Genomic DNA, 24,460 nt, shown 5'->3' on the forward strand with positions numbered 1-24,460 from the left:
CGGTCAGTCCTGCTGCTTGGCGAATACGTAGCCCACGCCCCGCACGGTAAGAATGCGCTTCGGGTTCTTGGCGTCGACCTCGATGGCGGCACGGATGCGGCCCATGTGCACGTCGATCGAGCGGTCGAAGGCTTCGAGCTCTCGGCCGCGCACGGCTTCCATGATCTGGTCGCGCGTGAGCACGCGGCCGGCGCGCTCGGCCATGGCAACCAGCAAGTCGAACTGGTAGGAGGTGAGGTCGGCGACTGCGCCGCCCACCGACACGGTGCGCGCATTGCGGTCGATCTCGAGCGTGCCGAAGCGCATGACCGTGCTGGCTTCGGTGTCGGCGCTGTTTTCGCTGCGGCGGCGCAGCACCGCGCGAATGCGCGCCAGCAGCTCGCGCGGCTCGAAGGGCTTGGGCAGGTAGTCGTCTGCGCCGATCTCCAGGCCGATGATGCGGTCCATGGGGTCGCCCTTGGCGGTGAGCATGAGCACCGACACCTTCGACGCCGGCGCGGGCAGCGAGCGGATGCGGCGGCAGATTTCAAGGCCGTCGGTGTCGGGCAGCATCAGGTCCAGGATCACCAGGTCGGGCGCGTGCTGCTGCAGCTGCTCGAGGCCGCTCGCACCGTCGCCGGCATGCGTGAAGGCAAAACCCGACTGCGTCAGGTATTCGCCCACCATCTGCGCCAGGCGGGCGTCGTCTTCGATCATCAGGAGTTGGGGGGTGCTCATGCGCTTCATGGTCGTGCACGGGGGGCAACGGGGCTTGAACGCTCCGTAAAGTTGGGTAAACGCGGCTTCTTCGGGTCAACCGGAAGCGCTGCAAAAAGCATAGCGCCGCCCTCCACAGGGGCGGGTGGCGAAGACATGTTCTCTTCGAGAATCGAGGGAAGGGTGCAGTCGCCGAGGTCGGCATTGTCGGCCCGGGCCCGCTCCAGGATTTCGCGCGCGAGCTGCCGCAACTGGGCGGTCGAAGCCCGGATGCGCGCCTTGAAGCCGGCATCATCCAGCCGTGGGTCTTTCAGGCTCCGGTTGAGTTCGGCAAACCATGGCATTGCGGCCTGGTCGAGCATGACAGGCGCATTGCGCCTGGGGCTGGCGGCAGACCATGCGCGCATCAACTGCTGCACCGCCAGGTTCAGGCGCTGGCAATGCTGCAGCTCTTCCTTCAGGCTGCCGAGCAGCATCAGGTCGGTGAGCCGCTGCTGGAAGAAGATCTGCGACAGCACGCCCCAGTAGTAGGCGTAGTCCCATATCACCTTCACAGGCAGCACCTCGGGGTCGCCGAACAGGGGGTATTGGTCCTGGTAGAGCGCCAGGGTGCTCTCGTAGAACGAGTGGTAGATCTGGTCGTACAGCTGCGCGCGCGCCTCCACCGAGCGGCCTGCGCGGTCGTGCGCCACCAGGTCGGTGATGTAGGTGTTGCTCATTGCAATGAAGTCGCTGCCCGGCGAATAGAACGGGTCGAGAAACAACCCGGCCTCGCCCGTCAGCGCCCAGCGTTGGCCCGAGAACACTTGCTTGCAGCCGTACGAAAAGTGCTTGAGAAAGGCAAAGTCCTGCAGCAGGTGCCGCTTGCCGTCGAGCGCTTCATGCAGGCGCGGTTGATAGGTGGCAAACCACTGCATCGCTTTTTCGAAGGTGTCGATGGTGTCCAGCGGATGCAGCTTGGGGTCGGCCACGATGCCTACCGAGTGGGAGCCCGAAGCCAGTGGAATCAGCCACGCCCAGTAGCCGGCGCCCACCAGGTGGTTGGTCGAAAGCCACCGCGCGCGGGGATTGCAGCGCGCCTGCCAGTCGGCGCTGTCGCTCCAGTCGTCGATGGAAATGCGTTCGCCGATGCGAAACCACACCGCATTGACATCATGCGCATTGGCCTCGGCGAGCCCCAGCTTGCGCTTGAGAAGCCCGGCACGCCCGCAGGCATCGATGATCCACCGCGCTTCGGCGCTGTGCGTCTCGTCGCCGCGTGACCATTCGATGCGATGCGGCGCCTTGGCGTCAGGGGCCAGTTCGACGCGGCGCACCAGTGCGGCATCGTCGAAGCGCACCCCGCGCCGAACGGCCTCCTCGGCAAGATAGTTCTCGAAGATGCCGCGGTCGATCTGGTAGCTGGGCACCGCCAGGTAGCGGCTCGCGCCGATCTCGGTGACCTGGTCGATGTCGCTCCGTCCTTCGCTGAAGAAAAAGCGGAAGCCGAACTTGCGCAGCTGCGCGCTGTCCATGTGCGGCTTGAGGCCGAGCACGGTGTCGAAATAGTGCGCGCCGATTTCCACCGACGACTCGCCCACCTTGTGGGCCGCGTGCGGCACCGGGTGCTTGCGCCGCTCCAGCACCAGCACGTCGATGTCGTCGAAGCGCTGCTTGAGCTGCAGCGCCAGCGTGAGGCCCGCGAGCCCGCCGCCCATGATCACTGCGTCACATGTATGCGCAGTGCCTGTCATGGAACCTCAGTCCCGCACCTGCTGCAGTTGCAGCTGCAGCGCCAGGGTGGAAGAAAGCGGAAGGCCCAGCGGCGCAGGCGCGCCGTCGTCCGCCAGGCGCGCCAGCGATTCGAAGAGGCCGAGCGCATGCGCCATCGGGTTGATGTGCGCCAGGGTCTTTGCGGCGTCCGAAAGCGGCGTGGGCGCGCTGCCGTTGCCGCTTTCTATCGACCAGTCGAACGATGCGACGGTGCGCTCGGTGCGCTCGGGCGCAATCACCAGCGCCACGGCCAGGAGGCCCTGGCTGTCGGTGACGGAGGTGAGCGCGCCCACGGTGGGCGTGTCGTAGCCCACCAGCAGCACCGGCGATTGGTCGGCTGCGCATTGCACCGCTGCTTCGAGCAGGCCCGCAGCAAAGCTGTTTTCGTAGGCCGAAACAGAGTTGCTGGCCGCCATGCAGCCGGTGCCGATGGTCCAGTAGCCCACCGCCGCGTTGTGCACCGAGTTGTGAAAACGCGTGGGCGACAGCACCGTCGGGTCGGTCGCGAGCGTGCTGCACATGTAGTCGTTGATCGAGAGATCGCCGTGCGCCGAGACGAACACGCAGGGCACGTCGGCCGCATTGCGGCCCGCGCCCGCCATCGATGCGGCGGCCACCTCGAGTGCAAGCGCCACGGTGTCGGGTGCGCGGCGGCGCTCGGCGGGTGCCAGCACCTGGGGCGAAGGGCGCTTGGCCGGCGGATCGGCGAGCGCGCCTTCACCGCGGAAGGCGGCGCGCGCTGCCTCCCAGCCTGGCAGCGTGGGCGTCCAGAAAGCCGGGCCTTCGATGTAGAGGGTGGGCGGCTTCGCAGCCGCCTGATTGGCGGCCGTCATTGGGCTGCCTTGCCGAACACCAGCGAGCAGTTGTTGCCGCCAAAGCCGAATGAGTTGGTCAGTGCGTAGCGCACCTCGCCATGAGCGGGCTGCAGCTTGATCTGCGGCCCGAAGCCGGTGTCGAGTTCGCTTGTGTTCACGGTGCCGGGCATCAGCCCGCGTTCGATCGCCAGCAGGCTGATTACCGACTCGACGATGCCCGCCGCGCCCAGCGTATGGCCCATGAAGCCCTTGGTCGAGCTGGCGTGGGTCGTGGCCGGAAAGCGGCGCGCCACCAGCGCGCCTTCGACCTCGTCGTTCTTCTGGCTGGCGGTGCCGTGCATGTTGATGTAGTCGATGGCGTCGGGCGCCAGGCCCGCGCGCGCCAGTGCCTCGTCGAGCGCACGTTCGGCGCCCAAGCCTTCGGGGTGCGGCGTCGACATGTGGTGCGCATCGCTGGCTTCGCCGTAGCCGAGCAGTCGCAGCGGAGCCCTGGCGTCGTCCTGCACGCGCTCCACCAGCGCAAAGCCGGCCGCCTCGCCCAGGCTGATGCCTTTGCGGCCTGCGTCGAAAGGCCGGCACGGTTCGCTCGACACCAGTTCGAGCGAATTGAAGCCGAACAGCACACTGCCGCACAGCGTGTCCACCCCGCCCACCACGGCGGCGTCGGCCAGCCCAAGGCGGATCAGCCGCTCGGCCGAGGCGAACACCTTGGCGCTCGATGAGCAGGCCGTTGAAATCGTCTCGCTCGGGCCCGTGAGCCCGAGCACCTCTTGCACGAACATGGCCAGCGAATGCGGCGTGTGCACTGCCGGCCGGCGCTGGTCTGCCGGAAAGAGCCCCTCGGCGTCGAGCTGGGTGTAGGCCAGTTCGGTTTCGCCGATGCTGGACGTCGAGGTGCCCAGGATGAGCGCGATGCGCGAGGCGCCGTACCTGGCCCGCGCGGCGGCCACCGCCTCGGGGAACCCGTCGGCATGCAGGCCGAGCCACGCGAGCCGGTTATTGCGGCAGTCCCAGGAAGCCAGCGCCTCCGGAAGGCGGATGTCTTCGAGCCCGTCGACCCGGCCTATCCAGGTGGGCAACGGCGCTTCGCCGAAATCGTTGGCGCGCAAGCCGCTGCGCGAACTGGCAAGCGCCTCGGCGAGCGGCTCCTTGCCGACACCGACGGCCGAAGTGGCCGTGAAGGCGCTGATCTGAAGGGGAGAAATGCGTGGCGGCACGTTGCTTGTCGTGGGTTTCGGGCGAAATTAAACGCTTTGAAAGCGATGCGAAAGGTAACCGGAAAGTCACAGCCTACCAGTTGTATGGGGCCTCCAGCGTCAGCTGTTTTCCTGAAAGGCCCGTGGTCTATTGACGCCCGGCAGGGGCTTTGGCCGTGGTGATCCGGGCGGCCAATGCCACCAGCAGCAGCACCGGCACCCCCAAAAGGGCCGTGCCGGTGAAGAACCGGGCGTAGCCGTAGGCGTCTACAAAAAGGCCCGAGTAGCCGGCAATGAACTTCGGCAGCAGCAGCATCAGCGAGCTGAACAGGGCGTACTGGGTGGCCGAATAACTGATGTTCGTCAGGCTCGAGAGATAGGCAATGAAGGCGGCCGAGGCTATGCCGCCGGCCAGGTTGTCGGCCGACACCACGGCAATCAGCGCCGTGAGGTCGTGCCCGCGCGAGGCCAGCCAGGCAAAGAGCAGGTTGCTCGCGGCGCTGAGCACCGCGCCCAGCATCAGCACGCGCATCACGCCCAGTCGCATCGACAGCACGCCGCCCACGAAGGCGCCGGCCAGCGTCATCACCACGCCGTAGATCTTGCTGACGGTGGCCACCTCGTCCTTGGTAAAGCCCATGTCCACATAGAACGGGTTCGCCATGATGCCCATCACCACGTCGCTGATGCGGTAGATGGCAATCAGCGCGAGGATGAGCGCGGCTTGCCACTTGTAGCGGCGGATGAAATCGGCAAAGGGCTCGATGAGCACGCCCTGCAGCCACTCGGCCGCGTTCTTTGCCTTGGGCAGCGCACGCCGCACCGGCTCCGGCGAGAGCAGCACCGTGAGCACGCCCACCGCCATGGACGCTGCCATGACCAGGTACGCGGTTTTCCAGGCGCCGTTCTGGTACGCCGCCGCGCCCGTGGCGCCGGCCACAGGCGTCACCTCGGCCCAGGCCGCCACCCACAGCACGCCCGCGCCGGCCCAGATCATCGCGAGCCGGTAGCCTGTCTGGTAGGCAGCGGCAAGCGCGGCCTGCTTGCGGGTTTCAGCCGACTCGATGCGAAAGGCGTCGAGCGCAATGTCTTGCGTGGCCGAGCCGAAGGCCACCAGCAGTGCGCACCAGATCAGCGGAACCAGCCCCTGGCGCGGATCGCTGAGCGCCATGCCCACGAGCCCCGCAATCACCAGTGCCTGCGCCAGCAGCAGCCAGCCGCGCCGGCGTCCGAGCAGCGTGGTGAGCGGCGGCAGCGGCAGCCGGTCGACCAGCGGTGCCCAGACCCATTTGAAGCCGTAGGCCAGGCCCACCCAGCTCAGGTAGCCGATGGTGGTGCGGTCGATACCCGCCTCCCGCAGGCGAAAGCTCAGCGTGCCCAGCACCAGCAGCAGCGGCAGGCCGGCCGAAAAGCCGAGCGCCAGCATGCGCAGGGTGGCGGGCTCGAGATAGACCTTCAGCGCATCGCGCCAGGGCAGGGAAGAGGCGGTGGGGGTTTCGGCAGGCTGGGCAGACATGAACCCCGGATTGTCCATGAGGGCGCGCCGTGCGCCGAGCCGTCTTTTTGTCGGCAATTGTTCCTATGATCCGCGCATGTGCACACGATGCGAGCTCCCTGTTCCTTCCACGGCTTCGGTCTCCCGCCTCTCGGCCTGGCAGCCGCGGCGGGCCTTTCTGCTTGCCGCGGCGGGCGCGGCGCTCGGCGGGCCTGCGCTGGCGCAGGTCAACGTGGGCAATGCATCGGTGGCGCGCAACCTGGTGCCGGCCGATCGCGTCGAGGCGGCCGGTGTGCAGCAATACGGCCAACTGCTGCAGCAGGCGCGCGCCAAGAACGCGCTCGCGGGTGACGGCAACGCACAGCTGCAGAGGCTGCGCACCATCGCCAACCGCCTGATTCCCTTTGCCACGCCCTGGAACACGCGGGCGCGCGAGTGGAAGTGGGAGGTCAACCTCATCGGCAGCAAGCAGATCAACGCCTTCTGCATGCCGGGCGGCAAGATCGCTTTCTTCACCGGCATCCTCGAACAGCTCAAGCTCAACGACGACGAGGTTGCGATGGTGATGGGCCACGAAATGGCCCATGCGCTGCGCGAGCATGCGCGCGCCCGCCTCGCCAAGAGCGCCGGCACCGGCGCCGCGCTTTCCATCGGTGCGCAACTGCTGGGGCTGGGCCAGATGGGCGACCTGGCGGCCCGTGCCGGCACCCAGCTGATTACCCTCAAGTTCAGCCGCAGCGATGAGACCGAGGCCGATCTGGTGGGCCTCGAACTGGCGGCCCGCGCCGGCTACGACCCGCAGGCCTCGGTATCGCTCTGGAAGAAGATGGCCACGGCGTCGAAGAACCAGGGCGGGCTGAGTTTTCTTTCTACCCACCCGAGCGGGCCGGACCGCATCCAGAAGCTCGAAGCCAACCTGCCGAAGGTGGAAAAGCTCTACCGGGAAGCCAAGCGGAGTTGAAGTATTACTCCCTCTCCCAAAGGGAGAGGGGGCGAAACCCAATAGAACTTCTTGAAGGGCGACCTCCGATCGCCTTGGCACACTGCTTGCATCTCGACTTGTACACAAGTTTGGATGCTTTGATATGGTGCATGAAGAAAACGGATCGGCAGCCGCGGCGTGGATCGCGCGCTTCCCTCGGCCCGTGCCCGGCGCAGATGCGGGCAACGGCCCGCTCGCTGGCCTGCGCTTCGCAGTCAAGGACAACATCGATGTGGCCGGCGTGCCCACCACGGCCGCCTGCCCGGCCTTCGACCGCCAGCCCGCAGCCCACGCGGCGGTGGTGCAAAAGCTGCTCGATGCCGGTGCATCGCTGCTCGGCAAGACCAATCTGGACCAGTTCGCCTGCGGCCTGAACGGCACGCGCTCTCCTTATGGCGAGGTGCCCAACGCCTTCGACCGACGCTATGTCTCGGGCGGTTCCAGCTCGGGTTCGGCCTATGTGGTGGCGAAGGGCGAGGTCGACTTCGCACTCGGCACCGACACGGCCGGCTCGGGCCGCGTGCCTGCCGGGCTCAACAACATCGTCGGCATCAAGCCCTCGCGCGGCTTGCTGAGCGCCGTTGGCGTGGTGCCGGCTGCCCAGAGCGCGGACTGCGTGTCGATCTTCGCGCGCACCGTCGCCGTGGCTGTAGATGTGCTTCTTGCGGCTGCGGGGCCGGACGCGCGCGACCCGTATTCGCGAGAGCTTGCCCTGCTAGGCGAGCCCTTTCCGTCGGCTTTCCGCTTCGGCGTGCCCGACACGCTGAGCTTCTTCGGCGACCTCGAGGCTGAAGCCGCCTTTGGCGACGCACAGGCCCGGCTTGTCGCACTTGGCGGAACGGCTGTGACCATTCCGTACGCCCCTCTGGCCGAAGCCGCTGCGCTGCTCTATGAAAGCGCACTGGTGGCCGAGCGCTATGCCGCAGTGCGCGGATTCTTCGACGCGCACGGCTCGCAGGTGATCGAGCCGGTGCGAAGCATTCTCGAAAGCGGCCGCGGCTACAGCGCAGCCGACGTGTTCGATGCGCAAACAAGGCTGCGCGCGCTCGCACAACAGGCCGAACCGATGTGGCGCGGCATCGACGTGCTGCTGGTGCCGACGGCGCCCACGCACTACACGCGCGACCAGATGCGCGCCGACCCTGTAGTGCTCAACCGCAACCTTGGCGCGTACACCAACTTCGTCAACCTGCTGGACTACGCCGCCATCTCGGTGCCGAGTTCGCTGCGCGCCGATGGCCTGCCGTTCGGTATCACGCTGATCGGCCCTTGCGGCAGCGACCTTGCACTGGCCGAGCTTGGCCAGCGCTATCACCACGCCACAGGCCTTTCGCAAGGCGCCACAGGCTTGCCACTCCCAGAGCCGCGCGCCATTCCGGGGCTCGGCGTCCCGCAAGCGCAGGCCATGCCCATCGCCGTCGTCGGCGCGCACCTTTCGGGCATGCCGCTCAACAGCCAGCTCACCGAGCGCGGCGCCACGCTGCTGCGCGCCACGGCCACTGCGCCACGCTACCGGCTTCATGCATTACCCGGCACCGCGCCACCCAAGCCGGGCCTGCAGCGCTGTGCAAGCGGCGGCACCGCCATCGCGCTCGAGGTGTGGTCGGTGCCGGTCGCACAGGTCGGTAGCTTTCTCGCCTTGATTCCGCCGCCGCTGGGGCTCGGCAGCGTGGAGCTTGCCGACGGCAGCTGGGTGCACGGCTTCATCTGCGAAGGCCATGCGCTGCACGACGCCGAAGACGTGAGCCACCACGGCGGCTGGCGTGCCTATATCGCGAGCCGCACCGCGTCTTCTTCCCAAGCCATTCCAACCTGACCGTTCGAGGAGTCTTCATGAGCATCCCTGAGAAATTGCCCGCCACCGCATCGCGCCGCCATTTGCTGCAGGCCGGCGCAGCAGGGCTGGCCGTGCTGGCCGCGCCCGCCATCGTGCGTGCGCAAGCGGCACCGAAGATCCGCATCGGCTTCTGGCCCGTGGCTGCGGGCCTTCCCTTCTTTGCTGCGGTGGACCGCGGCTACTTCAAGGAAGCGGGCCTGGACGTGGAGCCGCTCAAGTTTGCAGGTGCCCAGCAGGTCATGGAAGGCATGCTGGCGGGCCGCTGCGACGGCAGCTCCAATGGCACCGGCTCGGCCAACCTCGCCATCGGCGAGATCGCGCAACCGGGGCTCTTCAAGATCTTCTGCACCAACCCCAGCAACGCCAAGTTCGTGCTCGACGAATTCATCGTTGCCAAGGACAGCCCGATCAAGACCATGGCCGAACTGGCCGGCAAGAAGATCGCGTCCGGCCCCGGCATCCAGAACGTGACCTTGTGCAAGACCATGCTCGAACGCGCCGGCGCCAAGGGCGCCACGGTGAGCGAGTTGCCCATCGGCCAGCACGTGGCCGCTCTCGTCGCGGGCCAGGTCGATGCCTGCTACACGCTCGAGCCCACCGGCACCGTGGGACGCATGAACGGCACCACGCGAGTCATCGAGGCCGGCGTCGTCGCCAGGTACATCCTGGGCGATCCGATGGCGCCATGGCATGGCGGCGCGGCCAGCCTCACCAGCGAGTTCATCAAGAAGAACCCGGAGGTAGCCAAGAAGTACATCGCCGCCTATGCACGCGGCGTTGAGCTGGTGCGCACCAAGCCCGACGATGCCCGCCAGCACATGAAGGGCTACACCGCCATCGAAGGCAGCCTCACGGCCGAAGTGCCGCTCGCCTCCTACATGCTCTACAACGAGTTCAAGCCGAGCGACGTGGCGTACTTCCAGAAGTTCTACGACCTCTTCACCGAGAAAGGCATCTTCGAGAAGAAGGTGCTGGTGGACGGCCTGCTCTACAAGGCATGACCATGGCCGAAGCAAGCACGACCACGGCCGCGCCGTGGACACCGCCGGCCGCCGGCGCCACGCCAGCGGCAATGCCGAAGCTGCCGCTGCGCGACCGGTTGCTGCCCTTCATCGGGCCCGTGGCACTGTTCATCGTGTGGGACCTGGCCGTGCGGCTCGGCTTCATCAAGCCGATTCTCCTGCCTACCCCCGCGGACACCATTGCGGCACTGATCACGGGGCTCGCCGGAGGGCCGCTGCTCACCGACTTTGCCATGACCGTGTGGCGCACGCTGCAGGCCTTTGCGATTGCGGCGGTGGTCGGCGTGCCGCTGGGTGTGCTGCTTGGCAGCAACGAGAAGGCCTACCGCAGCGTGGAATTCCTGATCGACTTCTTTCGCTCCACGCCCTCGTCCGCGCTGATTCCGCTGTTTCTTTTGATCTTCGGCGTGTCCGACGTCAACAAGGTGGCCATCGCGGCTTTCGGCGCGCTGCTGATCGTGGTGTTCAACAGCGCCTACGGCGTCATCAATGCGCGCAAGCAGCGCGTGATGGCGGCGCGCGTCATGGGCGCCTCCCGCTGGCAGATCTTCAAGGACGTGCTGGTGTGGGAAAGCCTGCAGCCCAGCTTCGTGGGCCTGCGCTCGGCGGTATCGATGGCGTTGGTGATCGTCATCGTGGCCGAAATGTTCATCGGCTCCGACACCGGCCTTGGCCATCGCATCATCGACGCGCAGCAGGTGCTCAACGTGAAGAGCATGTATGCGGCCATTCTTGCCGCCGGTGCGCTGGGCTATGCGCTCAACATTCTCTTTCTTGTGGCCGAGCGCCGCATCGTGCACTGGAGCGGCCGATGAAAGCCACCCAAGACATCGTCGTGAACGGACCGGTGTATGCCGACGTGCCCAAGCCCGTCTTCAAGCCCGGCCCGGCCGGCACTCACATCACCATTCGCGGCCTGACCAAATACTTTGCGGGCTGGCCGCTGTACGAGAGCTTCGACCTCGATATACCCAAGCACAAGATCGTCTCGGTGTTCGGCCCCAACGGCTGCGGCAAGTCCACGCTCATCAACATGGTCGCGGGGCTCATTCCCATCGATTCGGGCGAAATCCTTTTCGACGGCAAGCAGCGCAAGGACACCAAGATCGGCTACGTGTTCCAGAACTACCGCGAGGCGATGTTCCCGTGGATGCGCACCATCGACAACATCGCCTATCCGCTGAAGCTCGAAGGCCGCAGCAAGGCCGAGGTCGACCGGCGCATGGAAGAACTGGTGGCGTCGTTCGACGTCAAGTTCGACCTGAAGCGCTTTCCGTACGAACTCTCGGGCGGTCAGCAACAGACCGCGTCGATCATGCGGGCGCTCGCGCCGAACCCCGAGGTGCTGTTTCTCGACGAGCCGTTTTCAGCGCTGGATTTCGAGATGACGCTCTTCATCCGCGAGAAGCTGCAAGAGGTGTTCATGCAGACCGGCACCACCATGCTGCTCGTGTCGCACGACCTCGAAGAAGCCGTGTACCTGGCCGACGAGGTGCTGCTGTTGACCAAGCGGCCCACCAAGGTGGCCGAGATCCTGCGCTACGGCGATGCACGGCCGCGCACGGTCGAGACGCTGAGCACCGAGAGCTTTGTGGCGATGAAGAAGCTCAGCCTCGACATCTTTCAACGCGAGGTTCGCAGATGACCCTGGAAATCAACATCCCCGAAGTGCTCGCTGAAGTGACCGCGGTGTTCGCGCGCTACGAAGAAGCGCTGGTCACCAACCGGCGCGATGTGCTCGACGAACTGTTCTGGAACAGCCCGCACACGTTGCGCTACGGCTATGCCGAGAACCACCATAGCCATGCGGCCATCAGCGCCTTTCGCGCGTCGCTGCCGGTGCAGAGCCCGCCGCGCGAGCTGATGCACACCGTCATCACCACCTACGGCCGCGACTTCGCGACCGCCAACACCGAGTTCCGCCGCGAAGGCAGCCGCCAGACCGGCCGCCAGAGCCAGACCTGGCTGCGCACCGCCGATGGCTGGCGCGTGGCCGCCGCGCACGTGAGCCTGATCGGCTGAACACGCGGGCACATTTTTTGCACCCCACCTTGTATCCAAGACCGGAGAACCCCATGACCAGCACCATCAATCGCCGCGAGTCCCTCAAATCCCTGGCCGCGCTCGGCGCTGCGGGTTCCCTTGGAGGCTGGAGCGCCCTTGCCGGCGCACAGGCCAAGCCGCTGACAGTCGGCGTGATCTACGTCGGCGCGCGCGACGACTATGGCTACAACCAGGCGCATGCCATGGCAGCCGCCGAAGTAAAGAAGCTGCCCGGAGTGAAGGTGGTGGAGGAAGAGAACGTGCCCGAGACCGCCGCGGTACAGAAGACCATGGCCGGCATGATCTCGCAGGACGGCGCCAAGCTGCTGTTTCCCACGTCGTTCGGCTACTTCGATCCGCACATCCTTGCCGTGGCGCCCAAGAACCCCGACGTGCGCTTCTCGCACTGCGGCGGGCTCTGGACAGAGGGCAAGCATCCGAAGAACGCCGGCAGCTTCTTCGGCTACATCGACGAATGCCAGTTCCTGAACGGCGTGATTGCCGCGCACATGACCAAGAGCAACAAGATCGCCTTCGTTGCCGCCAAGCCCATTCCGCAGGTGCTGCGCAACATCAACGCATTTACGCTCGGCGCGCGCTCGGTCAAGTCGAACATCACGTGCAGCGTGATCTTCACCGGCGACTGGTCGATGGCCGTGAAGGAAGCCGAGGCCACCAACAGCCTGGCCGACCAGGGCTGCGACGTGTTCACCATGCACGTCGACGGCCCCAAGGTGGTAGTGGAGACAGCGGCCAAGCGCGGCAAGATGGTTTGCGGCTACCACGCGAGCCAGGCCAAGCTGGCGCCCAATGCGTACCTCACCGGTGCCGAGTGGAACTGGCTCACGGCGTACAAGGCCGCGATCGAGGCCGCGCAAGCCGGCAAGCCGCACCCCAACTTTCTGCGCGGAGGCCTGAAGGAGGGCTACGTGAAGATGTCCGCCTATGGCCCCATGGTGCCCGACGCCGCAAAGAAGCAGGCCGACGACATCAAGGCCAGGATGATTGCCGGCACCTTCGACATCTTCAAGGACGGCATCAAGGACAACAAGGGCGCCGTCGTGGTGCCGGCCGGCAAGGTGCTGAAGCAGACCGACCTGGAGCTGGAAAAGATGAACTACCTGGTCGAAGGCGTGATCGGCTCGGCCTGATTCCGGGTCATCGTCACCATGCGCCACGCGCTCAAGGAATTCGCCCTGCCGGTGTTCGCCATTGCGGCGGCGCTGCTGCTGTTCGGCGTGCTGGTGGCCTTTGCGGGCGTCGATCCGTTGGAGGTGTGGGCCACTCTTTTCAAAGGCGCGTTCGGCGACTGGTTCTCGTGGCAAAACACCTTGCAGCGCGCCGCGCCGCTGATGCTGACCGCACTGTGCGTGGCGCTGCCGGCGCGGGCGGGGCTCATCGTCATCGGTGGGGAGGGCGCGCTGGTGCTGGGCGGCCTGGCGTCGGCGGCGCTTGCCCATGCGTTGCCGCTGCCCGGCAACATCGTGGGCACGGCCATGGTGTGCATTGCGGGCGCGCTTGCCGGGGCGCTGTGGATCGCCCTTGCGGGCTGGCTGCGCCAGTACCGCGGCATCAATGAAACCATCAGCAGCCTGCTGCTGGCCTACATCGCCATCGGCATCTTCAAGCACCTGGTCGAGGGGCCGCTGCGCGACCCGGCCAGCCTCAACAAGCCTTCGACTTATGCGCTGAACGAAGGGTTGCTGATCGGCGGCATCGGTGGCTCCGACGTGCACTGGGGCTTCGTGATCGGCGTGGTCGCCTGCCTCGGGCTTGCGTGGTGGCTGCGCGCCACCGCTACGGGCTTTTCGGTGCGCGTGGTGGGCGGCAATCCGCGCACGGCGCAACTCGTGGGGCTGCCGGCCACGCGGCTTATCCTGGGCGCCTGCGCGCTCGGCGGTGCATGCGCGGGGCTTGCGGGCGCGGTCGAGGTGGCGGCGGTTCACACCAATGCCAATGCCTCCCTGATCGCGGGCTATGGATACGCGGGCATCCTGGTGTCGTTCATCGCTCGGCACAACCCCGCGGCCATCGTGCCGGTGGCAATCCTGTTCGGCGGCTTTGGTGCGGCGGGCAGCCTGCTGCAGCGGCGGCTCGGCTTGCCCGATGCGTCGGTGCTGGTTCTGCAGGGCATTGCATTCGTGCTCATTCTTGCAAGCGAGGGCTTGCGCATGATCGACTGGAAGGCGCTGCGCGCACGCGTTCCGCATGGCGAGGAATCGGGCGTGAGCCATGCCGTTCCCAAGCCGAATGCCGCGGAGGCTGTGCAATGACGGCCGACCAGTGGATTGCGCTGGTGGCCGGCATCGTCGGCGGTGCACTGCGCGTGGGCGCTCCGTTTCTTTTCGTTAGCCTGGGTGAATGCCTCACCGAAAAGTCGGGTCGCATCAACCTGGGGCTCGAAGGCGTGCTGGTGCTGTCGGCAATGGCGGCTTTCGGGGGCGCCTATCTCACCGGTTCGGCCTGGCTCGGCGTGCTGATCGGCGCGGTGGCGGGCGCGGCGCTTGCGCTGCTGCACGGCCTGCTGTGTTCGCTCGACCGGGTGAACGATGTCGCTACAGGCATCGCCCTGATGCTGCTCGGCACGGGGCTCGCGTTCTACCTGGGCAAGCCGCTGATCCAGCCGCAGGCACCGCAGATTCCCGCCATACCGCTGGGCTTCTGGAGCGACAACACGGTGGTGCGCTCGGCACTGCAGCTCAACGCGCTGGTGCCCATCGGCGTGGCACTGGCTGTGCTGTTGTGGTGGGGCTTTGCACGCACACGGGCCGGCCTGCTGGTGCGCATGGCCGGCGATTCGGCGCAGGCCACGCGGGCGCTCGGCTATTCGGTTGCGGGCCTTCGCATTGCGGCGACGACGGCGGGCGGCTTCATCGCCGGGCTCGGCGGCGCATCGCTCACGCTCTTCTATCCGGGTAGCTGGAACGAAGGCATCTCCAGCGGCCAGGGCCTCATTGCGGTGGCTCTGGTGATCTTTGCGCGCTGGAGCCCGCTGCGCTGCGTGGGCGCTGCGTTTCTCTTCGGCGGCGCGGGGGCGATCGGGCCCGCGCTGCAGTCCATCGGCATCGGCTGGGGCTATCACCTGTTCAACACCGTGCCCTACGTGCTCACGCTGGTCATTCTTGTTTTCACCTGCAGGCCCGGCAGCACGGCAGTAGGCAGCCCCGGCGAACTTTCATCGACAAGGAATTGAACGCCATGACAACCACAACCGGCCGCCACGTTGAGGCCGAGCCCTATGCCTGGCCCTACAACGGCGCATTGCGGCCCGACAACACCGCGCTCATCGTGATCGACATGCAGACCGACTTCTGCGGCAAGGGCGGATATGTCGACGTGATGGGCTACGACCTCTCGCTGGTGCAGGCGCCAATCCAGCCTATCGCGCGCACTCTCGCTGCAATGCGGCCGCCGGGTTTTCACATCATTCACACGCGCGAAGGCCACCGGCCCGACCTGGCGGACCTGCCCGCCAACAAGCGCTGGCGCTCGCGCCAGATTGGCGCCAACGGCGTGGGCATTGGCGACGATGGGCCGTGCGGGCGCATTCTGGTGCGCGGCGAGCCGGGCTGGGAGATCATTCCCGAACTGGCCCCGCTCGCCAGCGAGGTGGTGATCGACAAGCCCGGCAAGGGCTCGTTCTATGCCACCGACCTTGAACTGATCTTGCGCACGCGAGGCATCGAGAACCTGATTCTTGCGGGCATCACCACCGACGTGTGCGTGCACACCACCATGCGCGACGCCAACGACCGCGGCTTCGAATGCCTGCTGCTGTCCGACTGCACGGCCGCCACCGACCATGGCAATCATCTGGCGGCGCTGAAGATGATCACGATGCAGGGGGGCGTGTTCGGCGCGCATGCCACTTCGCAGCAGCTGCTAACCGCGCTTGCGCTCGGGTGATGCACGCATGAGCGCCGCTTCCCATGCAATCGGCGCCCTGCCGGGCGGCAGCGGCGCACTCGCGCTCGACACCTACGAGCTCACCAAGCGCTTCGGCAGTTTCACCGCGATGGACCGTGTGACGATGCGCGTGGAACCGGGCACCGTGCATGCGCTGCTCGGCGAAAACGGCGCCGGCAAGAGCACGCTGGTGAAGTGCGTGGCGGGCTTTCAGCGCGCCGAGGAGGGCAGCATTCTGATCGACGGGCGCGAGCAGGACATTGCCAACCCCATCGTGGCGCGCGCACTGGGCATCGGCATGGTCTACCAGCATTTCACGCTGGCGCCGGGCATGACGGTGGCGGAGAACCTGCTGCTCGCGGGAGGCAAGACGCCCGCATTGATCGACTGGAAAACCAAGCGCGCGGAGCTGAAGGAGTTTCTTGCGACAACGCCCTTCAGCCTCGACCTGGACGCACGGCCTTCAGAGCTTGCCGCGGGCGAAAAACAGAAGCTCGAACTGCTCAAGCAGCTGTACCTGAAGCCGCGCCTCCTGATCCTCGACGAGCCGACCTCCGTGCTGACGCCGCAGGAGGCGGATGAAGTGCTGGGCCATGTGCGCGAGTTCGCGCGCAGCGGGCTTTGCACCGTGCTCATCATCACGCACAAGTTTCGCGAGGTGATGGCCTATGCCGACGGCGTGACGGTGTTGCGCCGCGGCAAGGCGGTGCACCATTGCCGTGTGGCGGACACGAGCCCGGCCCACTTGGCACAGGCCATGATGGGTGTTGAAGACGGCGCGGCTTCAGCGCCTGCCTTGTTGCCTGCTGCAAGGCGGCCCGTGGCCGATGCAGCGCCTGTCGCATTGATGGTCGAAGGCCTCCAGGCGCAGGGCGACCGCGGCACGCTGGCGTTGCACGGCCTGGGCTTGTCCGTGCGCGCCGGCGAAATTCTGGGGGTGGCGGGCGTCTCGGGCAACGGCCAGCGCGAGCTGGTCGAGGCCTTGGTCGGACAGCGGCCCCGCCTTGCCGGCCGCGTGACGGTGTTGGGCCAGCCTTACAACGCACGCCGCGGGGAGAACCGCAGCCTCAAGGTGCGCAGCCTTCCCGAAGAGCCGCTGCGCAATGCGTGCGTGGGCGATCTCAGTGTGGCGGAAAACATGGCGCTTCGTGATTTCGACCGGCCGCCCTTGTCGCGCGGCGGCGTGTTGAACTTTCCCTTCTGGCGGAACCGGGCGCGCGAGTGGATTGCCGAATATGGTGTCAAGACGCAAGGCGAGGGCGCGCCGATTCGTAGCCTCTCCGGCGGCAACGTGCAGCGCGCCGTCCTGGCCCGTGAGCTCGCCGGCGACATCAACGTGCTGATTGCGGCCAACCCGGTGTTCGGGCTCGACTTTGCGGCCGTTGCCGAAATTCACGAGCGCATCGTGCAGGTGCGCGAAAAGGGCGGGGCGGTGCTGCTCATCAGCGAAGACCTCGACGAGTTGCTGGAACTGGCTGATCGCATCGTCGTGATGAGCGAAGGGCGCATCGTGTTCGAGACTTCGGCTGAGGGCGCTGAGAGGCACGTGATCGGGGCGCACATGGGCGGCGGGCACCATGAGTCTTCGGAGATTGCTGCATGAGTGCCTGCTGTTCATCGGAAGGCCGCCCATCGCCGCACCCGCGCCCTCTGAACAAGCGAGCAAGAACATGCGCATAGAAGAAGCCATTCCCTTCCCCTACGAGTTCGAGATCAAGAAAGCTGCCCTGGTCCTCATCGACATGCAGCGCGACTTCATCGAACCCGGAGGCTTCGGCGAAACGCTGGGCAACGATGTGTCCCTGCTCGAAGCGATCGTTCCGGCGACAAGAACGGCTTTGCGGGCTTGGCGAGAAGCAGCCGGCCTTGTGGTGCACACGCGGGAGGCGCACAAGCCCGATCTTTCCGATTGCCCGCCTGCCAAGCGCAACCGCGGCAATCCGGCATTGCGCATCGGCGACGAAGGCCCGATGGGGCGCATTCTCGTGGCGGGCGAACCGGGCAATCAGATCATCGATGCGCTGGCTCCGATCGACGGCGAAATCGTCATCGACAAACCCGGCAAGGGCGCGTTCTACGCCACAGGCCTGCATGAACTGCTGCAAGCGCGCGGCATTACGCACCTGCTGTTCGGCGGGGTGACCACCGAGGTTTGCGTGCAGACCAGCATGCGCGAAGCCAATGACCGCGGCTACGACTGCCTGCTGCTCGAAGACTGCACCGAGAGCTACTTTCCGGCCTTCAAGGCGGCCACGCTCGACATGGTTCGCGCCCAGGGCGGCATTGTGGGTTGGACCGCGCCGAGCGCGGCGTTGCTGGCTGCGCTTCGTGGCGGGCAATGACAGCGACTACCATTCCACAAGTGTCTACTGTTCGTTCCCGCCCCGCCTCGCCCATGTCCGCCGCCCCCGCCGCCGGCGAAACCGTTTTTCGCACACGCGCGGACGAGGTGTACGCGCAGCTCAAGCGCGACGTTGCCGATTTCATTCTTGTGCCGGGCGACCGCTTCACCGAGAACGAGATCAGCGAGCGGCTGGGCGTTTCGCGCACGCCGGTGCGGCAGGCGCTGTTCCGCTTGCAGCAAGAGGGCTTCGTCGAGGTGCTGTTCCGCAGCGGCTGGCGCGTGCTGCCTTTCGACTTCGACCAGTTCGAGCAGCTCTACGACCTGCGCATGGTGCTCGAGACCACGGCCGTGCATCGCCTGTGCGAGGCCGACCGCCGCGTCGACCGCAGCCTGCTCGAAGCGCTGGCCGACATCTGGCTTGTGCCCACAGCCCAGCGCAGCAGCGACACCGCCCAGGTGGCGCAATGGGACGAAGCTTTTCATTGCTCGCTGGTGGCCGCCGCGGGCAACGCCGAGATGGCGCGCGTTCATGGCGACGTGACCGACCGCATCCGCATCATCCGCCGCCTCGACTTCACGCAGCAGCCGCGCATCGACGCCACCTATGACGAGCACGCCAAGATCCTGAAAGCCGTTCGCGCCAATCGCGGCGACCAGGCCGCAATGCTGCTGCGCGCGCACATCGAGACCAGCCAGGCCGAAGTGCGCAAGATCACGCTGCACCAGGTGCACCTGGCGCGGCACGCCGGAAAAAGCGCCCCCCGCTGAAGCGGGCCGCGGCTACAGCGTGAAGTCGTAGTCGACCGTGATCGGCGCGTGGTCGCTGAACTTGATGGTCTTGTAGATCTGCTCGTTGCGCGCCAACGCGCCGAGCGCCGGCGTGGCCAGGTGGTAGTCGAGCCGCCATCCCACGTTGTTGGCATAGGCCTGGCCGCGGTTGCTCCACCAGGTGTAGGCCTCGGCCGTGGTCTCGGGCTTGAGCATGCGGTACACGTCCACCAGGCCCGCGCCGTCGGTGCCGGCGTCGAGCAGGCGGGTCATCCAGGCGCGTTCTTCGGGCAGGAAGCCGCTGTTCTTCTGGTTGCCGCGCCAGTTCTTGAGGTCGATTTCCTTGTGGGCGATGTTGATGTCGCCGCAGAGGATGAACTCGCGCTCTTTCTTGAGCGCGACAAGGTGCGGGAAGAAACCCTTCAGGAAGCGGAACTTGGCCTCCTGCCGCTCTTCGCCCGAACTGCCGCTCGGAAAGTAGCAGCTGATGATCGAGAGCTTGCGCGCGGGCGTGTCGAAGCGCAGTTCGAGGTAGCGGCCCTCGGCGTCGAATTCGGTGTCGCCCCAGCCCACGATCACATCGCTTGGCGCGTGCTTTGTATAGATGGCGGTGCCGGCGTAGCCTTTTTTCTCGGCAAAGTGGAAATGGCCCTTCAGGCCGGCCATTTCTTCGAACCGGCCCTCGATGTCGCTGGCCTGCACCCGGATCTCCTGCATGCAAATACAATCCGGCGCAAGTTCGGCCACCCAGTCCGCCACCCCCTTGGTGGCGGCCGAACGCAGGCCATTGAGATTGAGGCTGGTCAGTTTGAACACAAGGATATTCCGATGGCTGTAGATGGTGTGGAAAGCAGTGCGGTTGCGCAGGATTTCGTCCAGTTCGCACTCGACTCCGGCGTGCTGCGCTTCGGCGAGTTCAAGACCAAGGCCGGCCGCCTGAGCCCCTACTTCTTCAATTCGGGCCTCTTCGACGACGGCGCCAAGATCGCGCGTCTCGCCGGATTCTATGCAGACCGGCTGATCGAGAGCGGCGTCGAGTTCGACATGATCTTCGGCCCCGCCTACAAGGGCATTCCGCTGGGCGCCACGGTGGCCGCCGAGCTGGCCCGCCGCGGTCGCAACTACCCCTTTGCCTACAACCGCAAGGAAGCCAAGGCCCACGGCGAGGGCGGCAACCTGGTGGGGGCACCGCTCAAGGGCCGTGTGCTCATCGTCGACGACGTGATGTCGGCCGGCACCGCAGTGCGCGAATCGATTGCGGCCATCGAGGCTGCCGGCGCCACGCCGCACGCGGTGTCCATCGCGCTCGACCGGCAGGAGAAAGCCACCGAAAACGGCGTGGACGTGGACCACAGCGCAGTGCAGTACGTGCGCAACCAGCTGGGCCTCCAAGTGGTGGCCATTGCCACGCTGGACGACCTGCTCAATTTTCTGTCTGGCAACGCCGCCGCCGACCTGGGCGCACACCGCGAGCGCGTTCTCGCCTACCGCGCCCGCTACGGCGCTCTTTGAGGCCACTCCCATGCCTGTGCGCAAGCTCGACCGACCGGCCCGCCCTTTCGCTACATCGGCGTTGCTGCTGATGCTGCCGCTGATGGCGGCACTGCTGCCCATGGCGGCGCCTGCGCAGCCCGCGCAGGCACCCGCCGCCATTTATTCGTGCACCGACGCCCGCGGCCGCACGCTCACTGCCGACCGGCCGATTGCCGAATGCAGCGACCGCGAGCAGCGCGAACTGAGCCCGAGCGGCACCACGCGCCGCAAGATCGAGCCGACGTACACCGCCCGCGAACTGGCCGAGCGTGAAGACCGGGCCCGCGAGGCCGCATTGCAGGCCGCGCGCCTCATTGACGAACGCCGGCGTGAGCGTGCATTGCTGGTGCGCTACCCGAACGTGACCGTGCACGAACGGGAGCGCAAGGAAGCGCTGGTGCAGATCGACGCGGTGATCCAGGCGGCGCAAAAGCGCTTGGCCGAACTTGCCGAAGACCGTAAGAAGATCGACGAGGAACTTGAGTTCTACAAGCACGACATCAGCAAGGCGCCTGGCGCGGTGCGACGCAAGCTCGAAGACAACGCGCAGAGCGTGGCAGTGCAGAACCGCTTCATCGGCGAGCAGGAAGACGAGAAGAAGCGCGTGAACGCGCGCTTCGACGAAGAGCGCGCGCGGCTCAAGCAGATCTGGTCGCCTCAGAACGGCGGCGGCAAGTAACTCGCCGCCGGCGGGCGGCGGTCAGGCCAGCTTGGCCTTGAGCAGTTCGGTGACCTGGGCGGGGTTCGCCTTGCCGCCGCTGGCCTTCATTACCTGGCCCACGAGGCCGTTCAAGGCCTTTTCCTTGCCGGCGCGGTACTCGTCGACATTCTTCTGGTTCTTGGCAATGACCTCGTCCAGGATCTTGTCGAGGGCGCCGGTGTCGTTCATCGGCTTCAGGTCCTTGGCCTCGATGATGGCGTCGACGTCGCTGCCGTCGCCAGTCCAGAGTGCATCGAACACCTGGCGGGCCGCGTTGTTGGGCAGCGTGCCGTCTGCAACGCGCCGCACCAGCTGGGCCAGCTGCTGCGCCGAGACGGGCGCGGCTTCGATGCCGATTTCTTGCGCGTTCAGGCGGCGCGCCATTTCGCCGGTGATCCAGTTGCTTGCGAGCTTGGGGGTTGCGCCGGCCTTCACCGCGTCGTCGAAGTAGCGCGCGAGCGCCGGGCTCTGGGTGAGCTGCGCCGCGTCGTATTCGGACATGCCGTGGTCGCGCACATAGCGCTCGGCCATGGCGCGCGGCAGTTCGGGCATGGTGGCACGCACGCGCTCGATCCACTCGGGTTCGATGGCGAGCGGCGGCAGGTCCGGATCCGGAAAGTAGCGGTAGTCGGCAGCGTCTTCCTTGGTGCGCATGGTGCGCGTCTCGCCGGTGTCGGGATCGAACAGCACGGTGGCCTGCTCGATCTTGCGGCCGTCTTCGAGCTCGTCGATCTGCGAGTTGATCTCGTAGTCGATGGCTTGCTGCATGAACTTGAAGCTGTTCAGGTTCTTGATCTCGCGCCGCGTGCCGAGCTTTTCGCCCGGCTTGCGCACCGACACGTTGGCGTCGCAGCGAAAGCTGCCTTCCTGCATGTTGCCGTCGCAAATGCCGATCCACGTGACGATCTTGTGCAGCTCGCGCGCATAGGCCACGGCCTCGGCGGTGGAGCGCATGTCGGGCTCGGTCACGATCTCCAGCAGCGGCGTGCCGGCGCGGTTCAGGTCGATGCCGCTCTGGCCAATGAAGTCTTCGTGCAGCGACTTGCCCGCGTCTTCCTCGAGGTGGGCGCGCACCAGGCGAACGGTTTTCTTTTCTTCGCCCAGAAAGAACGAGACTGCACCGCCCTGCACGACCGGAATCTCGAACTGGCTGATCTGGTAGCCCTTGGGCAGATCGGGGTAGAAGTAGTTCTTGCGCGCGAACACGCTGCGCGGCGCAATGTGCGAGCCGAGCGCCAGGCCCAGCTTGATGGCGCGTTCGACGGCACCCTTGTTCATCACGGGCAGCGTGCCCGGCAACGCCAGGTCGACCGCGCAGGCTTGCGTGTTGGGCTCGGCGCCAAAAGCGGTGGAGGCGCGGCTAAAAATCTTGCTTGCGGTCGACAGTTGGGCGTGCGTCTCGAAGCCGATGATGACTTCATAGCCGCGCACCAGCGGGCCGGTCGGGCGGCCCTGTTGTTGTGCTTCGAAGGTGTTCACGGTCTCGCTCATTTCAGAAGCCCTCCGGCGTGCGCGTGTGCCAGTCGGTGGCTTGTTGGAAACGATGGGCTGCGCCCAGCAGCTTCGCTTCGCCGAAGTAATTGCCGATCAATTGCAGCCCCACGGGCATGCCTGCATCGAAGCCCGCGGGCACGCTCATGCCGGGCAGGCCGGCCAGCGAAGCGGGCAGCGTGAAGATGTCTGCGAGGTAGTCGGCAACAGGATCGTCCCCATGCTCGCCGATCTTCCACGCGGTGGTCGGCGCGGCAGGGCCGGCGATCACGTCGCACTGCTTGAAGGCCTGCTGGAAGTCGTCGGCAATCATGCGGCGCACTTTTTGCGCCTGCAGGTAGTAGGCGTCGTAGTAGCCATGCGAGAGCACGTAGGTGCCAATCATGATGCGGCGCTTGACCTCGTCGCCAAAGCCTTCGGCGCGCGTGCGCTCGTACATGTCGCCGAGGTCTTTGTACTGCTTGGCCCGATGTCCGAACTTCACGCCGTCGAAGCGGCTCAGGTTGCTCGACGCCTCGGCCGCGGCCAGGATGTAGTACACGGGAATCGACAGCTCGGTGCGCGGCAGGCTCACTTCGACGCGCTTTGCGCCGAGCTTCTCGTACTGCGCCAGCGCCGCATCCACCGCGGCGCGCACACCCGGCGCCACGCCTTCGCCGAAGAACTCCTTCGGCACGCCGATGCGCAGGCCCTCGAGCGAATCGTTCAGCGAACGGCTGAAGTCTTCGGCGGGCTTGTCGAGCGAAGTGGAGTCGCGGTCCAGGTCGGGGCCGCAGAAGGCCGACAGCAGCAGCGCGCAGTCTTCGGCCGAGCGGGCCATCGGGCCGGCCTGGTCGAGGCTCGACGCAAAAGCCACCATGCCGTAGCGCGACGCGCGCCCGTAGGTCGGCTTGATGCCGGTAATGCCGCAGAACGAGGCCGGCTGGCGGATCGAGCCGCCGGTGTCGGTGCCGGTGGCCGCGGGTGCCAGGCGGGCCGCCACGGCCGCGGCGCTGGCGCCCGACGAGCCGCCCGGAATGCGGTCGCGGTTCCAGGGGTTTTGCACCGGCACGGCCTTGTCGTGGCCCACGGCGGGCACGGCGACGTTCTCGTTGGCCGAACCCATGGCGAATTCGTCGCAGCTCAGCTTGCCGAGCGTGACCGCGCCGGCCTCGGCCAAGCGGCGAACCACCGTGGCATCGAAGGGCGAGCGGTAGCCCGCGAGCATCTTCGAGCCAGCGGTGGTGGCGAAATCGGTGGTGACGAAGATGTCCTTGTGCGCAATCGGCACGCCGGCCAGCGCCGGGGCGTTGCCGCCGGCAATTTGCGCATCGGCTGCGCGGGCCTGGGCCAGCGTGACTTCCTCGTTCACGTCCACAAAGGTGCCGAGCGATTCGTGGGCCTTCATGCGCCCCAGGAAAGCCTGGGCGGCCTCGACCGCCGAAACCTTGCGGTCCGCCAGGGCCTTGGCCAGGGCGACCACGCCCATCTGATGCAATTCGCCGCTCATTCGATCACCTTGGGCACGAGGAACAGGCCGGCTTCGACGGCCGGGGCGCTCTTCTGGTTGGCTTCGCGGTTGTTGGGCTCGCTCACCACGTCGTCGCGCAGCCGCAGGGTGATGTCCTCGATGGCGGCCACCGGATGCGCAAGCGGCTCGACGCCGGCGGTGTCGACCGAACGCATACGTTCGACTAAGTCAAAAAAGCCGTTAATCTGGCTGAGCATGCGCTCGCTTTCGTCGGAAGCAAGCTGCAGCCTGGCCAGCGAGGCGATGCGTGCAATATCTGAAGCGGAAAGTGACATGGATCGAAATGGCTGGAAAACCGGAAGTAATCGCACGCCGGAGAGGGTGCTGACACGGGATTCAGAGGGGGATTCAGGTATTATCCCGCCTTTGC

Annotated in this window: 24 protein-coding genes; 15 read left to right on the forward strand and 9 right to left on the reverse strand. The window is 66.3% G+C overall.

What is annotated here, in order from left to right; translation table 11 throughout:
• Window positions 1-3: 3 nt before the first annotated feature.
• The 5 genes from J2X67_RS09795 to J2X67_RS09815 all read right to left on the reverse strand — a co-directional run bounded on the left by J2X67_RS09795 (window position 4) and on the right by J2X67_RS09815 (window position 5,993).
• Window positions 4-726 carry a response regulator transcription factor gene (locus tag J2X67_RS09795; protein WP_309952601.1) on the reverse strand — a complete coding sequence of 241 codons (723 nt, stop codon included), beginning with the start codon at window positions 724-726 and terminating at the stop codon, window positions 4-6.
• Entirely contained in the window at window positions 723-2,429 is a 1,707-nt protein-coding gene (locus tag J2X67_RS09800; RefSeq protein ID WP_309952603.1) for an NAD(P)/FAD-dependent oxidoreductase, read from the reverse strand. The genes J2X67_RS09795 and J2X67_RS09800 overlap by 4 nt, the downstream gene beginning before the upstream one ends.
• A gap of 6 nt (window positions 2,430-2,435) precedes the next feature.
• Window positions 2,436-3,281 carry a beta-ketoacyl synthase chain length factor gene (locus J2X67_RS09805; RefSeq protein WP_309952606.1) on the reverse strand — a complete coding sequence of 282 codons (846 nt, stop codon included), beginning with the start codon at window positions 3,279-3,281 and terminating at the stop codon, window positions 2,436-2,438.
• Window positions 3,278-4,480 carry a beta-ketoacyl-[acyl-carrier-protein] synthase family protein gene (locus J2X67_RS09810; RefSeq protein WP_309952608.1) on the reverse strand — a complete coding sequence of 401 codons (1,203 nt, stop codon included), beginning with the start codon at window positions 4,478-4,480 and terminating at the stop codon, window positions 3,278-3,280. The genes J2X67_RS09805 and J2X67_RS09810 overlap by 4 nt, the downstream gene beginning before the upstream one ends.
• Before the next feature lie 127 nt (window positions 4,481-4,607).
• Window positions 4,608-5,993 carry an AmpG family muropeptide MFS transporter gene (locus J2X67_RS09815; RefSeq protein ID WP_409050479.1) on the reverse strand — a complete coding sequence of 462 codons (1,386 nt, stop codon included), beginning with the start codon at window positions 5,991-5,993 and terminating at the stop codon, window positions 4,608-4,610.
• Between the two features lie 58 nt (window positions 5,994-6,051).
• Between J2X67_RS09815 and J2X67_RS09820 the strand changes: the two genes are divergently transcribed.
• The 13 genes from J2X67_RS09820 to J2X67_RS09880 all read left to right on the forward strand — a co-directional run bounded on the left by J2X67_RS09820 (window position 6,052) and on the right by J2X67_RS09880 (window position 18,856).
• Window positions 6,052-6,915, forward strand: coding sequence for a M48 family metallopeptidase (locus J2X67_RS09820; RefSeq protein WP_309952611.1), 864 nt, complete (start codon window positions 6,052-6,054; stop codon window positions 6,913-6,915).
• Between the two features lie 124 nt (window positions 6,916-7,039).
• Window positions 7,040-8,752 carry an allophanate hydrolase gene (gene atzF, locus J2X67_RS09825; RefSeq protein ID WP_309952613.1) on the forward strand — a complete coding sequence of 571 codons (1,713 nt, stop codon included), beginning with the start codon at window positions 7,040-7,042 and terminating at the stop codon, window positions 8,750-8,752.
• Window positions 8,753-8,769: 17 nt separating this feature from the next.
• The gene (locus J2X67_RS09830) at window positions 8,770-9,774 is read left to right on the forward strand and encodes an ABC transporter substrate-binding protein (RefSeq protein WP_309952615.1); all 1,005 of its coding nucleotides are present in this window, start codon (window positions 8,770-8,772) and stop codon (window positions 9,772-9,774) included.
• Window positions 9,775-9,776: 2 nt separating this feature from the next.
• On the forward strand, window positions 9,777-10,610 hold the full coding sequence (locus J2X67_RS09835) for an ABC transporter permease (RefSeq protein WP_309952617.1): 834 nt from the start codon (window positions 9,777-9,779) through the stop codon (window positions 10,608-10,610).
• Window positions 10,607-11,440 (forward strand): ABC transporter ATP-binding protein, encoded by an 834-nt coding sequence (locus tag J2X67_RS09840; RefSeq protein WP_309952619.1) that lies wholly within the window; start codon window positions 10,607-10,609, stop codon window positions 11,438-11,440. Before J2X67_RS09835 ends, J2X67_RS09840 begins: the two co-directional genes overlap by 4 nt.
• Window positions 11,437-11,817, forward strand: coding sequence for an oxalurate catabolism protein HpxZ (gene hpxZ / locus J2X67_RS09845; protein WP_309952620.1), 381 nt, complete (start codon window positions 11,437-11,439; stop codon window positions 11,815-11,817). Before J2X67_RS09840 ends, hpxZ begins: the two co-directional genes overlap by 4 nt.
• A gap of 53 nt (window positions 11,818-11,870) precedes the next feature.
• The gene (locus tag J2X67_RS09850; RefSeq protein ID WP_309952621.1) at window positions 11,871-12,989 is read left to right on the forward strand and encodes a BMP family ABC transporter substrate-binding protein; all 1,119 of its coding nucleotides are present in this window, start codon (window positions 11,871-11,873) and stop codon (window positions 12,987-12,989) included.
• An 18-nt stretch (window positions 12,990-13,007) separates the two neighbouring features.
• Window positions 13,008-14,111 carry an ABC transporter permease gene (locus J2X67_RS09855; protein ID WP_309952623.1) on the forward strand — a complete coding sequence of 368 codons (1,104 nt, stop codon included), beginning with the start codon at window positions 13,008-13,010 and terminating at the stop codon, window positions 14,109-14,111.
• A complete protein-coding gene (locus tag J2X67_RS09860; RefSeq protein ID WP_309952624.1) occupies window positions 14,108-15,031 on the forward strand; it encodes an ABC transporter permease in 924 nt (307 codons plus the stop codon). The genes J2X67_RS09855 and J2X67_RS09860 overlap by 4 nt, the downstream gene beginning before the upstream one ends.
• A 5-nt stretch (window positions 15,032-15,036) precedes the next feature.
• The gene (locus J2X67_RS09865; protein ID WP_309952626.1) at window positions 15,037-15,744 is read left to right on the forward strand and encodes an isochorismatase family cysteine hydrolase; all 708 of its coding nucleotides are present in this window, start codon (window positions 15,037-15,039) and stop codon (window positions 15,742-15,744) included.
• A 7-nt stretch (window positions 15,745-15,751) separates the two neighbouring features.
• A complete protein-coding gene (locus tag J2X67_RS09870; RefSeq protein ID WP_309952628.1) occupies window positions 15,752-17,347 on the forward strand; it encodes an ABC transporter ATP-binding protein in 1,596 nt (531 codons plus the stop codon).
• A gap of 67 nt (window positions 17,348-17,414) precedes the next feature.
• A complete protein-coding gene (locus J2X67_RS09875) occupies window positions 17,415-18,086 on the forward strand; it encodes an isochorismatase family cysteine hydrolase (RefSeq protein WP_309952629.1) in 672 nt (223 codons plus the stop codon).
• 53 nt (window positions 18,087-18,139) lie between these two features.
• The gene (locus J2X67_RS09880) at window positions 18,140-18,856 is read left to right on the forward strand and encodes a GntR family transcriptional regulator (protein ID WP_309952631.1); all 717 of its coding nucleotides are present in this window, start codon (window positions 18,140-18,142) and stop codon (window positions 18,854-18,856) included.
• 12 nt (window positions 18,857-18,868) lie between these two features.
• Here J2X67_RS09880 and J2X67_RS09885 read toward each other — a convergent pair whose 3' ends face one another.
• Entirely contained in the window at window positions 18,869-19,672 is an 804-nt protein-coding gene (locus J2X67_RS09885; protein ID WP_309952633.1) for an exodeoxyribonuclease III, read from the reverse strand.
• Window positions 19,673-19,684: 12 nt separating this feature from the next.
• Between J2X67_RS09885 and pyrE the strand changes: the two genes are divergently transcribed.
• On the forward strand, window positions 19,685-20,368 hold the full coding sequence (pyrE, locus tag J2X67_RS09890) for an orotate phosphoribosyltransferase (protein ID WP_309952636.1): 684 nt from the start codon (window positions 19,685-19,687) through the stop codon (window positions 20,366-20,368).
• 82 nt (window positions 20,369-20,450) lie between these two features.
• Window positions 20,451-21,068 (forward strand): DUF4124 domain-containing protein, encoded by a 618-nt coding sequence (locus tag J2X67_RS09895; protein WP_409050485.1) that lies wholly within the window; start codon window positions 20,451-20,453, stop codon window positions 21,066-21,068.
• Window positions 21,069-21,089: 21 nt separating this feature from the next.
• Here the strand turns inward: J2X67_RS09895 and gatB are convergent, their stop codons facing one another.
• From gatB to gatC, 3 genes are read right to left on the reverse strand one after another with little or no spacing between them, the layout of a single operon-like run.
• Window positions 21,090-22,580 carry an Asp-tRNA(Asn)/Glu-tRNA(Gln) amidotransferase subunit GatB gene (gene gatB / locus J2X67_RS09900; RefSeq protein WP_309952639.1) on the reverse strand — a complete coding sequence of 497 codons (1,491 nt, stop codon included), beginning with the start codon at window positions 22,578-22,580 and terminating at the stop codon, window positions 21,090-21,092.
• Between the two features lies 1 nt (window position 22,581).
• Window positions 22,582-24,069 (reverse strand): Asp-tRNA(Asn)/Glu-tRNA(Gln) amidotransferase subunit GatA, encoded by a 1,488-nt coding sequence (gene gatA / locus J2X67_RS09905; protein WP_309952642.1) that lies wholly within the window; start codon window positions 24,067-24,069, stop codon window positions 22,582-22,584.
• A complete protein-coding gene (gene gatC / locus J2X67_RS09910) occupies window positions 24,066-24,365 on the reverse strand; it encodes an Asp-tRNA(Asn)/Glu-tRNA(Gln) amidotransferase subunit GatC (RefSeq protein WP_307703377.1) in 300 nt (99 codons plus the stop codon). Before gatC ends, gatA begins: the two co-directional genes overlap by 4 nt.
• Window positions 24,366-24,460 lie beyond the last annotated feature (95 nt).

Origin of the sequence: Variovorax sp. 3319 (assembly GCF_031456585.1) — a bacterium.
GTDB classification, from domain to species: domain Bacteria; phylum Pseudomonadota; class Gammaproteobacteria; order Burkholderiales; family Burkholderiaceae_C; genus Variovorax; species Variovorax paradoxus_P.

Bases quoted from the DNA above. Each gene is read 5' to 3' on its own strand.
- J2X67_RS09855 (WP_309952623.1), top strand. From the start codon at position 13,008: ATGCGCCACGCGCTCAAGGAATTCGCCCTGCCGGTGTTCGCCATTGCG.
- J2X67_RS09875 (WP_309952629.1), top strand. From the start codon at position 17,415: ATGCGCATAGAAGAAGCCATTCCCTTCCCCTACGAGTTCGAGATCAAG.
- J2X67_RS09835 (WP_309952617.1), top strand. From the start codon at position 9,777: ATGGCCGAAGCAAGCACGACCACGGCCGCGCCGTGGACACCGCCGGCC.
- pyrE (WP_309952636.1), top strand. From the start codon at position 19,685: ATGGCTGTAGATGGTGTGGAAAGCAGTGCGGTTGCGCAGGATTTCGTC.
- J2X67_RS09830 (WP_309952615.1), top strand. From the start codon at position 8,770: ATGAGCATCCCTGAGAAATTGCCCGCCACCGCATCGCGCCGCCATTTG.
- J2X67_RS09880 (WP_309952631.1), top strand. From the start codon at position 18,140: ATGTCCGCCGCCCCCGCCGCCGGCGAAACCGTTTTTCGCACACGCGCG.
- J2X67_RS09840 (WP_309952619.1), top strand. From the start codon at position 10,607: ATGAAAGCCACCCAAGACATCGTCGTGAACGGACCGGTGTATGCCGAC.
- J2X67_RS09820 (WP_309952611.1), top strand. From the start codon at position 6,052: ATGTGCACACGATGCGAGCTCCCTGTTCCTTCCACGGCTTCGGTCTCC.
- J2X67_RS09865 (WP_309952626.1), top strand. From the start codon at position 15,037: ATGACAACCACAACCGGCCGCCACGTTGAGGCCGAGCCCTATGCCTGG.
- gatB (WP_309952639.1), bottom strand. From the start codon at position 22,580: ATGAGCGAGACCGTGAACACCTTCGAAGCACAACAACAGGGCCGCCCG.
- J2X67_RS09860 (WP_309952624.1), top strand. From the start codon at position 14,108: ATGACGGCCGACCAGTGGATTGCGCTGGTGGCCGGCATCGTCGGCGGT.
- gatA (WP_309952642.1), bottom strand. From the start codon at position 24,069: ATGAGCGGCGAATTGCATCAGATGGGCGTGGTCGCCCTGGCCAAGGCC.
- J2X67_RS09795 (WP_309952601.1), bottom strand. From the start codon at position 726: ATGAAGCGCATGAGCACCCCCCAACTCCTGATGATCGAAGACGACGCC.
- gatC (WP_307703377.1), bottom strand. From the start codon at position 24,365: ATGTCACTTTCCGCTTCAGATATTGCACGCATCGCCTCGCTGGCCAGG.
- atzF (WP_309952613.1), top strand. From the start codon at position 7,040: ATGGTGCATGAAGAAAACGGATCGGCAGCCGCGGCGTGGATCGCGCGC.
- J2X67_RS09815 (WP_409050479.1), bottom strand. From the start codon at position 5,993: ATGGACAATCCGGGGTTCATGTCTGCCCAGCCTGCCGAAACCCCCACC.
- J2X67_RS09870 (WP_309952628.1), top strand. From the start codon at position 15,752: ATGAGCGCCGCTTCCCATGCAATCGGCGCCCTGCCGGGCGGCAGCGGC.
- J2X67_RS09895 (WP_409050485.1), top strand. From the start codon at position 20,451: ATGGCGGCACTGCTGCCCATGGCGGCGCCTGCGCAGCCCGCGCAGGCA.
- J2X67_RS09850 (WP_309952621.1), top strand. From the start codon at position 11,871: ATGACCAGCACCATCAATCGCCGCGAGTCCCTCAAATCCCTGGCCGCG.
- hpxZ (WP_309952620.1), top strand. From the start codon at position 11,437: ATGACCCTGGAAATCAACATCCCCGAAGTGCTCGCTGAAGTGACCGCG.
- J2X67_RS09805 (WP_309952606.1), bottom strand. From the start codon at position 3,281: ATGACGGCCGCCAATCAGGCGGCTGCGAAGCCGCCCACCCTCTACATC.
- J2X67_RS09800 (WP_309952603.1), bottom strand. From the start codon at position 2,429: ATGACAGGCACTGCGCATACATGTGACGCAGTGATCATGGGCGGCGGG.